This window comes from Anaeromyxobacter oryzisoli (assembly GCF_022690765.1).
GTDB lineage: Bacteria > Myxococcota > Myxococcia > Myxococcales > Anaeromyxobacteraceae > Anaeromyxobacter > Anaeromyxobacter oryzisoli.
The window spans coordinates 41,185-55,384 of the sequence record NZ_JALCZA010000009.1 but is presented as its reverse complement, the minus strand read 5'-3'; the positions used below and the strand labels follow the sequence as shown (position 1 = coordinate 55,384).

Here is a 14,200-nt window from a genome sequence, read left to right as displayed (position 1 = left end):
GCGCCGGTCGTGCGTCCCGCCCGGCGACGTGCTCCACTCGTCGCCTCGCGCCGATCCCCGGCTCCGGGCAAGCCGCCGTCCGACCCCCTGCGCCGTCACCGCCGGCTCCTTGAAGGCCTCCGCTTGCCGGGCTCCCCCGCGCCCGGATACGGTCGAGGTCCACATGGTGACGCTCCCCGACGTCCAGGCCGCCCTCGGCCGCATCCGCGATCGCATCTACGTGTCCCCCTGCGCCCGGAGCGAGACGTTCTCGAAGCTCATCGGCGCGAGCGCCTACCTGAAGCTCGAGAACCTCCAGATGACGGGCGCCTACAAGGAGCGTGGGGCGCTCAACAAGATCCTGCTGCTCGGCCCGGCGGAGCGCGCGCGGGGGCTCATCGCGGCGAGCGCCGGCAACCACGCCCAGGCCGTCGCGTACCACGCCGGCCGCCTCGGGATCGCGGCGACCATCGTGATGCCCGAGAGCACGCCCATCATGAAGGTGGCGAACACCCGCGCGCACGGGGCGCAGATCGTCCTGCACGGCGCCTCGTACGACGAGGCCTGCGCGGAGGCTCGCCGGCTCGAGCAGGCCGAGGGGCTCACGTTCGTGCACCCCTTCGACGACCCCGCCATCATCGCGGGCCAGGGGACCATCGCCCTCGAGATCCTCGAGCAGGTCGCCGACGCGGACTTCATCGTCGTCCCGGTCGGCGGCGGCGGGCTCGTCGCCGGGGTCGCGGTGGCCGCGAAGGCGCTCAACCCCTCGGTGAAGGTGATCGGCGTCGAGACCGAGGTCCTGCCCTGCATGCTCGCCGCCATCGAGGCGGGCGGGCCGGTGACCCTCGAGAACGCGAGCACCATCGCCGACGGCATCGCGGTGAAGCGCGCGGGCGACCTCACCTTCGAGCACGTCCGGGCCCTCGTGGACGAGATCGTGACCGTCTCGGAGGAGGAGATCGCGAGCGCGATCCTCTACCTCCTCGAGAAGGAGAAGACCGTCGCCGAGGGCGCCGGCGCGGTGGGCGTCGCGGCGCTGATGCAGCGGCGGATCCGCGGGGTCTCCGGCAAGCGCGTCGTGGCGGTGGTCTCGGGCGGCAACATCGACGTGAACCTCGTCGCCCGCATCATCGAGCGCGGCCTCGTGAAGGACGGCCGCCTCGTCCGCGTCAGCGTCGCGCTCATGGACAAGCCGGGCCAGCTCGCCAAGGTGTCGAGCATCATCGCGACCCACCGGGCGAACGTCATCGAGGTCCACCACTCGCGCGCGTTCGCGACGCGCTTCGGCGACACCACCCTCCAGCTCACGCTCGAGACGCGCGGGCACGAGCACGTGGACGAGATCCTGAAGGCCCTGCGCGAGCGCGGGTACCAGGTGCAGCAGCTCGGGATTTGATGACGACCGGCTGCGCGCCGCGCCTCGCGCGACGGAGGCGCAGGGCTCGCGCGCCGCGGCCGCCGGCTCACCGCCCGCGGCGGCCGAGGAGCCAGAGCACCAGCGAGAGGATGACCGAGAGGAGGATCGACGTGCCGAGCGGGAAGTAGAACCGGTAGTGCTCCCGCTCCACCGAGAGATCGCCCGGGAGGCGCCCGAGGCGCAGCCACGGGAACCGCTCGGAGAGCACCAGGAGCAGCCCGACGCCCGCGAGGATCGCGCCGAGCACGAGGAGCATCCGGCCGAGGGAGGCGGGGCCGTTCATGGTCACCGATGATAACCCGCCGCCCGGCCGCCGCGCCCCCACGGCGGCCTCCGCCGCCGCGCCGGCGCCCCATGCCTACTCGGCCGGCGGCAGCCCGGGCAGGATCTCGGCGAGGGCCGCGAGGAGCCCGTCCACCTGCGCCTCGTCGTGCGCCGCCGAGAGCGCGACCCGGAGCCGGCTCGTGCCGCGCGGCACCGTCGGCGGGCGGATCGCCCGCACGAAGTAGCCGCGCTCCCGGAGCGCCGCCGACGCGGCCAGGGCGCGCGCCTCGCTGCCGAGCACCACCGGCAGGATGGGGGCCACCACCCGGGAGGTGTCGAACCCGAGCCGCGAGAGACCCGCCTTCGCCCGCTCGGTGAGGGCGAGGACGTGGGCGCGCCGCGCCGGCTCCGCGGCGACCACCTCGAGCCCCGCGAGCGCCGCGGCGCACGCCGCCGGCGGCAGGGCGGTGGTGAACACGAAGGTCCGCGCCCGGGACACGAGCAGGTCCACCAGCGGGCGGGCGCCGGCGACGTACGCGCCGAACGCGCCGAGCGCCTTCCCGAGCGTGCCCATGTGCACGTCCACGCGATCCGCCACCCCGAGCGCCTCGGCGAGGCCGGCGCCGGTCGGGCCGAGCAGCCCGGCGGAGTGCGCCTCGTCCACGTACAGCATCGCGCCGTGACGATCGCAGAGCGCCGCGATCTCCCGGAGGGGCGCCGCGTCCCCGTCCATGGAGAACACCGCGTCCGTCACCACGAGCCGGCGGCGCGCCCGCGTCCGCGAGAGGAGGTCCGACAGCTCCTGCACGTCGCCGTGCCGGTAGCGCAGCAGGCGGGCCCGCGACAGGAGGCAGCCGTCCACGATGGACGCGTGGTTCAGGACGTCGGCGAAGATCGCGTCGTCGCGGCCGACCAGCGCGGGGGGGACGCCGGCGTTGGCGTGGTAGCCGGAGTTGAAGAGGAGCGCGCCCTCCGTCCCCTTCCACGCGGCGAGGCGCGCCTCGAGCGCGCGGTGGACGGGGAGATCGCCGGCGACGAGCCGCGACGCCCCCGCCCCGGCCCCCGCCCGCTCCGCGCCCTCCGCGGCCGCGCGGCGGAGGCGCGGATCGGCGGCGAGCCCGAGGTAGTCGTTCGAGCAGAGGTTCACGAGCCGCCGGCCGCCGACCTCGACCACCGGCCCCTGGAGCGGGGCGAGCGTCTCGAGCGAGCGCCGGAGCCCACGCGCCTCGAGCGCCTCGAGCTCCTGCGGGATCCAGCCGAGCGCGGCGCGGGCCATCGGCTAGCGGACCACCGGGAGGGGGCGCGGGTCGGAGCGCTTCTCGAGCGCGCGCTCGTTCCAGTCCGCGTCGTGGGGGGCGCGGCCGGCGAACGACCACGCCCGCCCCGTCCCCGGCGCCCGGAGCCGGAGCCCCTGCGCCTCGACCATCGTGACCGTCGCGTCCGGCGCGCGGCCGGCGCTGGTGAGGTAGTTCCCGACCATCGTGCCGTTCGCGCCGGCGCGGAAGATGAGCTCCTGCCGCGCGCCCAGGTTCACCTCGCGGCCGCCCATCACGAACACGTTCGCCGCCGGCATCATGAGCCGGAAGACCGCGAGCGCGGCGAGGCACTCCTCGGCGGTGATCGCCTTCACCTGCGCCATCGGCGTGCCGGGCCGCGGGTTCAGGAAGTTCACCGGCACGCAGTCCACGCCGAGGTCGCGGATCACCTCGGCGAGCTCGACCCGCTGCTCCGGCGTCTCGCCCATCCCGAGGATGCCGCCGGAGCAGAGCTTGAAGCCGAGCCGCTTCGCGGTGCGGATCGTCTCGAGCTGCTCCTCGAACGCGTGGGTGGTGCAGACGTTCCGGAAGAAGCTCGGCGCCGTCTCGAGGTTGTGGTGGTAGTGCATGAGCCCGGCCGCGCGGAGGCGGGCGAGCTCCGGCTCCTTCATGAGGCCGAGGGAGGCGCAGGGCTCGACGGCGGTCTCGGCGCGGAGCCTGCGGACGGCCTCCTCGATGGTCGCGAGCTCGCTCTCCTTCGCGACGCGCGTGCCGCTCGTGACGATGGAGAACTCGCGCGCCCCCGCCCGCTCGGCCGCCTTCGCCTGGGCGACGATCTCGTCGGCGCCGACGAGCGGGTACTCCGGCGCGTCGGCGTCCGGGAAGTGCGCCGACTGCGAGCAGAACCCGCAGTTCTCCGGGCAGTGGCCGCTCTTCGCGTTGGTGATCCCGCAGAGCGCCACCTCGTCGCCGTGCACGGCGCGTCGCACCGCGTCCGCGCGATCGAGCAGCGCCTCGAGCTCCGCGCCGGAGGTGTGGTGGATGAGCCGGCGCGCCTCCTCGCCGGTGATGGGCTCGATGCCAGGGGGAAGCGGTCGGACGGTCGTCTCGCTCATGGGACGCCGACCCTACCAGACGGGATCCAGTCGTCAACCGCTCGGATGACAAGTGGTTTACGAGTTCACGCGGCCGCAGTCAGGTATCGATGATCATTGCTCTTTTGAACGTCTGGCGTGCGCCAGGCGCTCCACCATCCGCCTGGCCCCGTGCGCGCGTCCAGGATGCCTAAGCTTTCTCGGAAGGAGGGCGCTCATGCTCTGGACCATCACCGTCATCCTGCTGGTGCTCTGGGCGATCGGCCTCGTGTCCGGATCGACGCTCGGATGGTGGGTTCACCTGCTGCTCGTCCTGGCGGTCATCTCGCTCATCTTCGCGATCATCAGGCGGGGCGCGGCGAGCGCGTGACCGGGCGCCCGGCTCGCGCCGCCTCGGCTCGACGCGGGATCGGCAGGGCCCGCGAGGTTCAGGGGCACGCCCCCGGCGCGCCGTCGCTGCACCAGCCCCGCTGGAACGCCGGCCCGGGGGGCGAGCCGGCGTGGCGAGCGAGCCCGAACCAGCCGGTCGTGCCCCAGCGGCCGGGCCAGGTGAGGAACGGCACCCGCGGCGCCGCGCGCTCGCCCACGTTCACCACCCCGCCGCCCTCGCTCGTGTGCCACACCCGGCAGCCGGCGGCGGCGGCCCGCGCAGGGTCGCTCACCGGGCAGAGCCGCTCCCAGATCGGGCCCTGCCCCGGGTGCGAATAGCTCGCGTGCGTGCCGCGCCCGGCCAGCACCACCGGCCGGTCGCCGTCGTGCGCGAGCATCCCCCACGGCAACCACTCGCCTGGCGCCGCGGCGTTGTGCTGCGCGTACCAGGCGCCAAGGGGGTGGCCCGCGGCGTCGAGGCGGAGGGACACGTGCTCCCAGTCGCCCTCGTGGTCGAACGCCCAGAACGCGTCGTTGAACGCGTAGAAGAACCAGTACTGGAGCACGATCCCGCCGCCGTCGGCGCGGAACGCGTGCCCGTACACGGTCCACACGGAGGGGTCCGCGCTGCCGGTGTGGGCGCGCCGCGGCAGGCGCAGCCGGGCGCCGGGCTCGTCGATCCCCGGGACCGCGCGGGCGACCAGGACGCCGACGGCGCCGAGGATCGAGGCCTCCATCATCCGCGGCGGCGCCCGGCCGGGCGCCGTCTCGACCTCCGCGCGGGCGAGCAGCCAGTCGGTGCTCGCCGGGAGCGCGTGCTCCCCCGGCGCGAGCAGCACGATCGGGGCATAGCGCTGGAGCAGGGCGTCCTCGAGGTCGTCGTCCAGGCCGTCGTGGTCGCGATCGACGCCGCGCGCCGCCACGGGGCAGAGGACGAACAGCAGGAGGAGCGCTGCGAGCGAGCGCAGGGTCGGGTGTGACGTCATCGTTTGAGGTGCGCGCAACGCCCCGCATGTGCGACCAGTCGAGCGGGCGGCGCGGGCGCAGTCTCCCGATCCAGGGGCCCGCATACAAGAGACGGCGGAGCAGGCGGCGGACCGGCTGTCGGATGGGCGTGCTACCGCCTCGAGGATGACGCGCGCCGCCGCGAAGCCGAGGACCGTCTACGCCTGCGCCGGATGCGGGTACCAGAGCCCGAAGTGGCTCGGGCAGTGCCCCGCCTGCCGGGAGTGGAACACGCTCGCCGAGGAGATCGTCGCGCCGGAGCCGCGCGGCGCCGCGGCGGCGCGGGGCTGGGGCGCGCCGGGCTCCTCGCGGCCGATCCCGCTCCGGGACGTGGAGGCCTGCGAGGAGGAGCGGCAGCGGACCGGGATCGGAGAGCTGGATCGCGTGCTCGGCGGCGGCGTGGTGCCCGGGGCGCTGATCCTCCTCGGCGGCGATCCCGGGATCGGCAAGTCCACCCTGCTCCTCGCCGCGCTCGACCGGCTCGCCGGCGCCCGCCCCGACGCGCCGGTGCTGTACGTCTCCGGCGAGGAGTCGGCGCGGCAGGTGAAGCTCCGCGCCGATCGCCTGAAGGTGACGGCGTCGAACCTGACCGTCCTCGCCGAGACCGACGCGCAGAAGGTGCTGCACGCGGCCGAGGCCCTCCGGCCCGCGGCCCTCGCGGTGGACTCGATCCAGACCCAGTACCTGCCCGAGCTGACGAGCGCCCCGGGGACGGTCACGCAGATCCGCGAGGTGGCGGCGCGCTTCATGGCGTACGCGAAGACCACCGAGACGCCGGTGTTCCTCGTCGGGCACGTGACGAAGGACGGCGCGATCGCCGGCCCGCGCGTCCTCGAGCACATGGTGGACACCGTGCTCTACTTCGAGGGCGGCGGCGCGCACCCCTACCGCGTGCTCCGCGCCCACAAGAACCGGTTCGGCTCGGCGAGCGAGATCGGCGTCTTCGAGATGAAGGCGGGCGGCCTCGCGGAGGTGCCGAACCCGTCGGCGCTCTTCCTCGCCGAGCGGCCGGAGGACGCGCCGGGGAGCGCGGTCGCGGCGGTGCTGAACGGCACCCGCACCGTGCTCGTGGAGATCCAGGCGCTCGTCGCCCCCACGGGCTACGGCACGCCGCGCCGGACCGCGCTCGGGATCGACTCGAACCGCGTCGCCCTCCTCGCGGCGGTGCTCGAGAAGAAGGTCGGGATGGAGATCCTCTCCTGCGACCTCTTCGTGAACGTCGCCGGCGGGCTCTCGCTCGACGACCCCGCGGCGGACCTCGCCTCGGTCGCCGCCCTCGCGTCGAGCTTCCGCGACCGGCCGCTCCCGGCGCGCACGCTCCTCCTCGGAGAGGTCGGGCTCGCGGGCGAGGTGCGGGCGGTGTCGCAGCCGGAGATCCGGCTCGCGGAGGCGGCGCGGCTCGGCTTCGAGCGGGCCATCGTGCCCGCGGCGAACGCGCGGCACGCCGACGCGCCCGCCGGGATGGAGCTCGTCGGCGTCACCACGGTGGCCGACGCCCTCGACCGGATCGCCTGATCGTCCGCGGTCCCTGCTACGGCCCCGGCTACGCCGCCTGCACCGCCCTCCGCCACTTGGCGAGGTGCTGCTCTCGGGCATCTCACGGGGCGTGCCGCCCCGCCCCATCGCCCTCCTGTCGAGGGCGCTGGGGCCCCACCCCGGCCACGCGGGTCCCTTGGCGCGTCGCTCGGACCTCCGGTCCTGCGCGCCGCGCTCCCCGCGGGGCGGCTACGCCGCCTGCACCGCCCTCCGCCACTTGGCGAGGTGCTGCTCCCGTTCTACGGGCTTCATCTTCGGCTCGAAGCGCTTCTGGACCTTGAAGGCGCGGCGGAGCTCCTCGCGGTCCTTCCAGACGCCGGTCGCGAGGCCGGCTAGGAAGGCGGCGCCGAGCGCGGTGGTCTCGATCATCCGGGGTCGCTCGACCGCGACGTCGAGCAGGTCGGCCTGGAACTGCATGAGGAGATCGCTCTGGCAGGCGCCGCCGTCCACCCGGAAGACCGGGAACGGCTTCCCGGCCTCCGCGCGCATCGCCTCGGCGAGATCGAAGATCAGGTAGGCGACCCCCTCGAGCGTCGCGCGGGCGAGGTGAGCGGCGGTGGTGCCCCGGTCGATGCCGCGCACGAGGCCGCGCGCCTCCGGTCGCCAGTGCGGCGCGCCGAGGCCGGCGAGCGCCGGCACGAACACGAGCTCGCCGGTGGACTTCACCTCGCGCGCCAGGGCGTCCACCTCCGACGCGGTCTTGATGATCTTGAGCCCGTCGCGGAGCCACTGCACCGCGGCGCCGGCGACGAAGGACGAGCCCTCGAGCGCGTACGTGGTCTCCCCGCCGATCGTCCAGGCCACCGTCGCGAGGAGGCCGCGCGAGGAGTGGACCGGCTCGGGGCCGACGTTCTGGAGCAGGAACGCGCCGGTCCCGTAGGTGCACTTCGCCTCGCCGGGCTGGAAGCAGGCCTGGCCGAACAGCGCCGCCTGCTGGTCGCCCGCGATCCCCGCCACCGGGATGCCGTCCGGCAGCCCCTTCACGCCGCGCGTCGTCCCGTACACCTCGGAGGACTCGTGGATCTCCGGGAGCACGCTCGGCGGCACGCCGAACAGATCGAGGAGCTCGCGATCCCAGCGGCGGGTCCGGAGGTCCATGAGGAGCGTCCGGCTCGCGTTGGAGGTGTCGGTGACGTGCGCCCCGGTGAGCCGCCACACGAGGAAGGAGTCCACCGTCCCGAACGCCAGGTCGCCCGCGTCCGCGCGCGCCCGCGCGCCCCGGACGTTGTCGAGCAGCCAGGCGAGCTTCGTCGCGGAGAAGTACGGGTCGAGGACGAGCCCCGTCTTCTCGCGGACGGCGGGCTCGTGGCCGGCCGCCTTGAGGGCGGCGCAGGCGTCCGTGGTGCGCCGATCCTGCCAGACGATGGCGTGGTGCAGCGGCCGCCCCGAGCGCCGCTCCCAGAGGGCCGTCGTCTCGCGCTGGTTCGTGATGCCGATGGCGGCCAGCTCGTTCCCCCGCAGGCCCGCCTCGCGGAGGGCGCGCTGCACCGCGGAGACGGTCGAGCCCCAGATGTCCTCGAGATCGTGCTCGACCCAGCCCGGGCGCGGGAAGATCTGGCGGAACTCCTGGTTCACCTTGGCGCGGAGCGCGAGGCGCCGGTCGAGGATCAGCACGGTCGTGCCGGTGGTGCCCTGGTCGATAGCGAGGACGTGCGAGGCCACGGAATCCCTCCGGGGAGGCTCCAGTCTAGCGGGGACTCCGCCTCCGCCGCTTGCCGCCACGCGCGCCCCGACCGGTCGCGTCGGCGCGTCCCTGCGCGCCGCGGGCCGTCCTCCCGCGCGCCGTGCCGCGCCGCGCATCCCCCGCGCGCCGCCGGGGGATCGGCAGCGCCTCGAGGAAGCGGAGCGCCTCCTCGGCGCACCGGCCACGCTCGACGTCGATCCCCACCAGGTGCCAGCTCTCCGGGAGCACGACGAGCCGGGCCGGCCCGCTCCCGATGCGCCGCGCGAGCCGCCGCGCGCCGGACATCGTGACGGTGTGATCGTGCGCGCCGGCGACGACGAGGGCCGGCGCGGCGACCTCCGGGAGCAGGCGGTCCACGTGCGCGCCCAGCGCAGCGAGCTCCGCCACCGCCGCGAGCGGCACCCCGCGCATGCTCGGGTTCCGCGCCCGCATCGCCGCGTCGCGCACGTCCGAGCCGCTCCCCTTCGGGACCACGAGCCTGCGGATCACCGGGGCGCGCCCGAGCAGCGCGCCGAGCCTCCCCTGTGGCTGGAGCTCGAGCGCGGGCGCGAGGAGGACGAGGCCGTCCACGCGCTCCGGGTGATCGTGGGCGAGCGCGCAGGCGACGAGCGCGCCCATCGAGCACCCGACGATGAAGGTGCGCCGCGCGCCCTCGAGCCGGGCGAGGTCCTGGGCCGCTTTCGCGACCCAGGCGGTCCAGGGGAGCTCGACGAGCGCGCGCGGGCTCCCGCCGTGCCCCGCCATGACCGGCGCCAGGCACCGCATCCCGGCGGCGGCCAGCCGCTCGGCGACGGGCCGGACCTCGAAGGTGGAGCCGGTCAGGCCGTGGAGCAGCAGGACCGCGTCCGGGCCGCCGGGCAGCTCGAGCTCCGCGCCGTCGTCGAACGCCCGCCGGATCACGCGGCCACCGTACCCTCACCGGGGGCCGGGCTACAACGCTCCGGTGCGGGGCGCCCCGTCGGGACCGCCGCGGCCGATTGGTACACGCATCGTGATACGGGGCGAACCCGAACCCGACCCCGAAGCCGTACCCGTACCCGTGCTCTCCGTGCTCGTGTCCCCTGGTCCGTGGCGCCTGCCCCGTACTTCGACGGATGACCGGGGGACAGGGGATCCGGGACCGGGGCCCGGGCAGGGATCCACGGGTTCGCGTGCGCGTTCGGGGTCGCGCTCATGGCTAGAATAAAGGCCGAATCGCGGTCGCGAAGCGCGCGAGGTCACGGGCCCGCTTCGCGACATGGAGCAGCGATCAAAACGCGCACGTCGCGTGCGCTGGCGGCTCCGCCGGCGAGCGCGGTCCGAAGCCGTCACGCAGGGTGGAGGGACCCCGCCGCAGGCGGGGGGAGGGGCGCAGCCCCTCCGCGCGGGGACCTCGCGCGCCGTCGCGAAGCGAAGCGCGCGAGGTCACGGGCCCCGCGCAGCGGAGGTGGGGCCCCGACGGCTCCGCCGGCGGGGCGGAGGCGCAGCCTCCGATGTAATGTCATTCCGTCGGATTCCTGCTAAGGGCTGGGCATGTCCGACAAGCCCGCCACGAGCCCCGCGCAGCTCCAGCTCCAGATCGACATCGACCCCGTCACCGCGAACGGGGCCTTCGTGAACATGGCGCTCGTGAACCACACCGAGACCGAGTTCACGCTGGACCTCATCTACGTGCAGCCGCAGCAGCCCAAGGCGTCGGTGCGCGCCCGCGCGATCACCACGCCGAAGCACATGAAGCGGCTGCTCCTCGCGATCCAGGAGAGCCTCGCGCGATACGAGGCCCGCTTCGGCCCCGTCGAGCTCGGGGACACCCCGACGTTCCCGCCCGGCGGGATCGCGAACTAGCGCGCCGACGCCCGGGGCGAGGGCGCCCGCCGCAGGCGGCCGACCGCGACGGAAGACCGGGGCATGGGACACGGGCTCCGGGACCGGGGGCTCGGGCACGGCCCACGGGTTCGCGTGCGTTCGGGGTTCCGAACCCGAACCCGAACGCGTACCCGCTCTCCGTGTCCCCGTGGTCCGTGTCCCTGACCCGTACCCGTGTTTCGACAGATGACCGGCGGCGGGACCACGGGGCAAGGGATCCGGGGCCCGGGAACCGGGCACGGCCCACGGGTTCGCGTGCGCGTTCGGGGTCGGGTTCATGCCCGCCCGCGGGGCGGGAACTAGCCCAGGGCCGTCACGCAGGGTGGAGGGACCCCGCCGCAGGCGGGGGGAGGGGGCGCGCAGCCCCCTCCGCGCGGGGACCGCGAGCGATCCCCCGCGAAGCGGGGGCGCGAGCGGTCACGGGCCCCGCGCAGCCAGGGGTGGGGCCCCGACGAGCTTTGCTCGGCGGGGCGGGGCGGCACGCCCCGTTGGAACTGTCCGCGACGCGGACGATCGTCCGCGTCGCAGCCGCGCGCTCGACTCGCGCCCCTCGGATCCCGCGGGGTTGGCGCGGCACGCGCGCTGCTCCTTCGCCATCGGTCCGGCGCGCACCACGCGCGCTCGGTGACAGGAGAAGAATCCAATGAGCGAAGGCAACGGAGCGCGCCGGCTCGCGGTGTACGCGGTGCCGGAGTCGAAGGACGGCGAGAAGAAGTTCTGGCCGAAGATCGGGATCGCGTACACGAACCGCGACGGGAGCATCACCCTGTACCTCGAGGCGCTGCCCCTCGGGACCAACAGGCTGCAGGTGCGCGAGCCGAAGCCGCCGGCCGAGGCGCGCAACGGGAATGGCGCGCGGCAGGACCTCGAGACGATCGAGGTGAGACCGTGAGCGGCCTCTCGAAGATCCTCGTCGCGACGGTGCTCCTCGCGGCGGCCACCCCCGCGCTCGCCGCGAAGAAGCCGCTCGGCCCCGGCGAGCGGATCGACCTGAACCGCGCCGGCGTCACGGAGCTGATGCGGCTCCCGGGGGTGGGCGAGAAGCGGGCGCAGGCGATCGTGGCCGCCCGCGGGAAGCGCGGGTTCCGGCGGCCCGAGGACGTGCTCGTGGTGAAGGGGATCGGGCCGAGGTGGCTCGCGAAGGTGAGGTCGAACGTCACCGTCGGCCCCGCCGCGTCCTCGACGCCGACGTCGCAGCCCGGGGCGCGCGCGAAGCGCTGACCCGGGCGGCGGCCCCCCGGAAGGCGACCTCGGCGAGGTGGATGGCGGCGCTCAAGGCGCGTCGAACAGTTCGACGGGCCTTGACCATCTAGGAGCAGCGGATCGGGCCCGCCCCTCGCGCCCGAAGTGAATTCGGGCGCTTCACCCCACCCGCCGCCCCGCTCACGCGGGTCGGCCTGAGAGCTCGTCGAATTCTTCGACAAGCTCTCAGCGACCCGCGGAGAGGCCGCGCCGAGCTCGCCTCCCGCGCCGTCGCGCTCGACGTGGGCAGGGTGTCGCCCGAGGGAGCACGCAACCGGCCGCTTGACTTCATCGCCGCCGACGCGCTACCTCGCACGCGAAACACCCGCTCCGAGGAACAGGGAAGCCGGTCGAAGTCCGGCGCGGTCCCGCCACTGTAGCCGGGGAAGGTCCTGCACGTTTCGGCCACTCTCGCGCCGCTCGCGAGGGGAAGGTCGCAGGGCCTGGAGGCGCAACCCGCCTCACCCCGGGAGCCAGGAGACCTCCCTCGGAGCGCTGGCCGCGAATGGTTCGCGGCCGCTGTTCGCGCGTCCGAAGGAGACGCGACGAATTGATGCCGCGTTCTCGATCGGGATCCGGTCCCGCCGTCGCCGCCTTCCTCGCCGCCGCGCTCGCGAGCGGGCCGGCGCGCGTCCGGGCGCAGGACGCCGCCGCGCCGCCGCAGGACGAGGCGGTGACGCTCGACGAGGTGGTCGTCGCCGCGCCCCCTCCCCCGGTGCAGTCCGAGGCCGCCGCCGCCCCCGGCGCCGCCGTCACGGTGGTGGACGCGTCCCGCTACGCCGGCGAGGCGAAGGGCGCCGCCGAGCTCCTCGCGACCTCGCCGGGCGTCGCGATCGCGGATCACGGCCTCGGCCAGACCGCGACGGTGTCGATCCGCGGCTCGAGCGCCGAGCAGGTGAAGGTCCTCCTCGACGGGCTCCCCCTCAACACCGCCGCCGGCGGCGGCGTCGATCTCTCCACCATCCCGCCCCAGTGGATCTCGCGCATCGAGGTGGTCCGCGGGACGGAGGGCGTCCGCCACGGCTCCGGCGCGCTCGGGGGCGTCGTGAACGTGGTGACGCTCCCCGTGCGCGCGGGGACCTGGTCCGGCGGCGCCACCGCGGGGTCGTTCGGCACGTACCAGGCCGACGTCGCGGCCGGCACGGGAGGCGACCGCTGGGGGCTGCTCGCGGCCGCGGCCGGCTCCACCAGCACCGGCCGGTTCAGCTACCAGTACGACGATCACCAGCCCTCCACCCCGCTCGTGGATCGCGATCGGGTCCACAACGGCTCGGCCCTGGGCGGCGGGCTCGTGAAGGGGTTCCTCCTCGCGGGCGGCGGCCGGCTCGACGCGGCGGCGCAGCTCTCCGGGGGCCACCACGACCTCCCGGGGTGGCCCTACAACCCGACCCCGGACGACTGGCAGGACGACTGGCGCGGCCTCCTCTCGGCCCGGTTCCGGCGGCCCCTCGGCGACGCGCTGGTGCTCTCCGCGGGCGCGACGGGACGGCTCGACCGGCTGGACGCGCGCCTCGCCGAGCTGGGCGGGCAGGTGATCCGCCAGCGCGGGGCGGCGACGGGCGGGAGCGTCGGGCTCGACTGGAGCCGGGGCCCGGGATCGCTCTCGGTCGTCCTCGACGGCGGCCTCGAGACGCTCGACGCGGACGGGCTCGGCGATCGCGCGCGGTCCACCGTGGCGGCCACCGCCGCCGGTGAGGTGTCGTTCCTGGACGGCCGCGCGCGGGTGGGCCCCGGCGTGCGCGTCGAGCGCACGGGGGGCTTCGCCGGCGTCTCCGCGAAGCTCGGCGGCTCGGTCGCCGTCGCCGGCCCGCTCTCGGTCCGCGCGAGCGCCGGTCGGAGCTACCGGGTCCCGAGCCTCTCCGAACTTTACTTGCAGCAAGGGATCGTCGCGCCGAACCCGGCGCTCCGGCCGGAGGCGGGCATCGGCGGCGACGCCGCGCTCGCCCTCGACGGGCGCCTCGGCACCGCCTCCGCCGGCGTCTTCACGACCCTGTACCAGGACCTGGTGGTCTACGAGGCCGCCTCGTTCCGCCGGCTCACCCCGGTGAACGACGCCAAGGCGGCGGTGCGCGGCGTGGAGGCGGAGCTCGCCTCGGCGCCGATCCGGCGCCTCGCCGGCCTCTCCACCGGCCTCGCGTACACCTTCCTCGACACGGAGAACCTCCGCGGCGCCGCGGCGGACCTCGGCAAGGAGCTGCCCCGCCATCCGCGCCATCGGCTCTACGCGCGGGCGGGCGTCGGCGGCGAGCGCGCGGAGGCCCACGGCGAGGTGCAGTGGATCTCGCGCCAGTGGCTGAACGCCGCGAACACCGTCCAGATCCCCGCGTCGTTCACGGTCGGAATGGGCGGCTCGGTCCGGATCACGGCGCGCCCGGCGCTCCGGCTGAACCTCGAGGTGCGCAACCTCCTCGACGACCGGTCGCTGCAGGACGGCTACGGAAATCCCCTCCCCGGGCGCACGGTCCTCTTGACCCTGCGCGCGGGCTTCCCCGACACAGGAGCACGATGA

Annotated in this window: 13 protein-coding genes and 1 riboswitch; of the genes, 7 read left to right on the top strand and 6 right to left on the bottom strand. The window is 75.0% G+C overall.

Annotated elements, in window-relative coordinates; all coding sequences use genetic code 11:
- Positions 1-163 precede the first annotated feature (163 nt).
- Positions 164-1,375, top strand: a complete 1,212-nt coding sequence (locus MNZ27_RS05090; protein ID WP_242392954.1) for a threonine ammonia-lyase — start codon at positions 164-166, stop codon at positions 1,373-1,375.
- Between the two features lie 67 nt (positions 1,376-1,442).
- Here MNZ27_RS05090 and MNZ27_RS05085 read toward each other — a convergent pair whose 3' ends face one another.
- The 3 genes from MNZ27_RS05085 to bioB all read right to left on the bottom strand — a co-directional run bounded on the left by MNZ27_RS05085 (position 1,443) and on the right by bioB (position 4,031).
- The gene (locus MNZ27_RS05085) at positions 1,443-1,679 is read right to left on the bottom strand and encodes a DUF2905 domain-containing protein (RefSeq protein ID WP_242392953.1); all 237 of its coding nucleotides are present in this window, start codon (positions 1,677-1,679) and stop codon (positions 1,443-1,445) included.
- Positions 1,680-1,754: 75 nt separating this feature from the next.
- Positions 1,755-2,936 carry an 8-amino-7-oxononanoate synthase gene (gene bioF / locus MNZ27_RS05080; RefSeq protein ID WP_242392952.1) on the bottom strand — a complete coding sequence of 394 codons (1,182 nt, stop codon included), beginning with the start codon at positions 2,934-2,936 and terminating at the stop codon, positions 1,755-1,757.
- Positions 2,937-2,939: 3 nt separating this feature from the next.
- Entirely contained in the window at positions 2,940-4,031 is a 1,092-nt protein-coding gene (gene bioB / locus MNZ27_RS05075; protein ID WP_242392951.1) for a biotin synthase BioB, read from the bottom strand.
- Between the two features lie 196 nt (positions 4,032-4,227).
- Between bioB and MNZ27_RS05070 the strand changes: the two genes are divergently transcribed.
- Entirely contained in the window at positions 4,228-4,380 is a 153-nt protein-coding gene (locus MNZ27_RS05070) for a lmo0937 family membrane protein (RefSeq protein ID WP_242392950.1), read from the top strand.
- Positions 4,381-4,438: 58 nt separating this feature from the next.
- On the opposite strand, the gene MNZ27_RS05065 is transcribed toward MNZ27_RS05070, so the two are convergent.
- The gene (locus MNZ27_RS05065; RefSeq protein WP_242392949.1) at positions 4,439-5,365 is read right to left on the bottom strand and encodes a Vps62-related protein; all 927 of its coding nucleotides are present in this window, start codon (positions 5,363-5,365) and stop codon (positions 4,439-4,441) included.
- 145 nt (positions 5,366-5,510) lie between these two features.
- Here MNZ27_RS05065 and radA point away from each other — a divergent pair, with 145 nt between their 5' ends.
- Positions 5,511-6,899, top strand: a complete 1,389-nt coding sequence (gene radA, locus MNZ27_RS05060) for a DNA repair protein RadA (protein WP_242392948.1) — start codon at positions 5,511-5,513, stop codon at positions 6,897-6,899.
- A gap of 210 nt (positions 6,900-7,109) precedes the next feature.
- Here the strand turns inward: radA and glpK are convergent, their stop codons facing one another.
- Together glpK and MNZ27_RS05050 are read right to left on the bottom strand one after the other, a co-directional pair.
- A complete protein-coding gene (glpK, locus tag MNZ27_RS05055) occupies positions 7,110-8,582 on the bottom strand; it encodes a glycerol kinase GlpK (RefSeq protein WP_242392947.1) in 1,473 nt (490 codons plus the stop codon).
- A gap of 25 nt (positions 8,583-8,607) precedes the next feature.
- A complete protein-coding gene (locus tag MNZ27_RS05050) occupies positions 8,608-9,504 on the bottom strand; it encodes an alpha/beta hydrolase (protein WP_242392946.1) in 897 nt (298 codons plus the stop codon).
- 612 nt (positions 9,505-10,116) lie between these two features.
- Here MNZ27_RS05050 and MNZ27_RS05045 point away from each other — a divergent pair.
- From MNZ27_RS05045 to MNZ27_RS05030, 4 genes are all read left to right on the top strand, one after another.
- Positions 10,117-10,428, top strand: coding sequence for a DUF3467 domain-containing protein (locus tag MNZ27_RS05045; RefSeq protein WP_242392945.1), 312 nt, complete (start codon positions 10,117-10,119; stop codon positions 10,426-10,428).
- A 664-nt stretch (positions 10,429-11,092) separates the two neighbouring features.
- Positions 11,093-11,341 carry a hypothetical protein gene (locus MNZ27_RS05040; protein ID WP_242392944.1) on the top strand — a complete coding sequence of 83 codons (249 nt, stop codon included), beginning with the start codon at positions 11,093-11,095 and terminating at the stop codon, positions 11,339-11,341.
- Positions 11,338-11,670, top strand: coding sequence for a ComEA family DNA-binding protein (locus MNZ27_RS05035; protein WP_242392943.1), 333 nt, complete (start codon positions 11,338-11,340; stop codon positions 11,668-11,670). Before MNZ27_RS05040 ends, MNZ27_RS05035 begins: the two co-directional genes overlap by 4 nt.
- A 360-nt stretch (positions 11,671-12,030) precedes the next feature.
- A riboswitch (cobalamin riboswitch) is annotated at positions 12,031-12,175 on the top strand.
- Positions 12,176-12,244: 69 nt separating this feature from the next.
- Positions 12,245-14,200 (top strand): TonB-dependent receptor, encoded by a 1,956-nt coding sequence (locus MNZ27_RS05030; RefSeq protein ID WP_242392942.1) that lies wholly within the window; start codon positions 12,245-12,247, stop codon positions 14,198-14,200.

What these genes read in the sequence shown, in the direction of transcription:
- MNZ27_RS05090 (WP_242392954.1), top strand. Translation starts at nt 164, where the DNA reads ATGGTGACGCTCCCCGACGTCCAGGCCGCCCTCGGCCGCATCCGCGAT.
- MNZ27_RS05085 (WP_242392953.1), bottom strand. Translation starts at nt 1,679, where the DNA reads ATGAACGGCCCCGCCTCCCTCGGCCGGATGCTCCTCGTGCTCGGCGCG.
- bioF (WP_242392952.1), bottom strand. Translation starts at nt 2,936, where the DNA reads ATGGCCCGCGCCGCGCTCGGCTGGATCCCGCAGGAGCTCGAGGCGCTC.
- bioB (WP_242392951.1), bottom strand. Translation starts at nt 4,031, where the DNA reads ATGAGCGAGACGACCGTCCGACCGCTTCCCCCTGGCATCGAGCCCATC.
- MNZ27_RS05070 (WP_242392950.1), top strand. Translation starts at nt 4,228, where the DNA reads ATGCTCTGGACCATCACCGTCATCCTGCTGGTGCTCTGGGCGATCGGC.
- MNZ27_RS05065 (WP_242392949.1), bottom strand. Translation starts at nt 5,365, where the DNA reads ATGACGTCACACCCGACCCTGCGCTCGCTCGCAGCGCTCCTCCTGCTG.
- radA (WP_242392948.1), top strand. Translation starts at nt 5,511, where the DNA reads ATGACGCGCGCCGCCGCGAAGCCGAGGACCGTCTACGCCTGCGCCGGA.
- MNZ27_RS05045 (WP_242392945.1), top strand. Translation starts at nt 10,117, where the DNA reads ATGTCCGACAAGCCCGCCACGAGCCCCGCGCAGCTCCAGCTCCAGATC.
- MNZ27_RS05040 (WP_242392944.1), top strand. Translation starts at nt 11,093, where the DNA reads ATGAGCGAAGGCAACGGAGCGCGCCGGCTCGCGGTGTACGCGGTGCCG.
- MNZ27_RS05030 (WP_242392942.1), top strand. Translation starts at nt 12,245, where the DNA reads ATGCCGCGTTCTCGATCGGGATCCGGTCCCGCCGTCGCCGCCTTCCTC.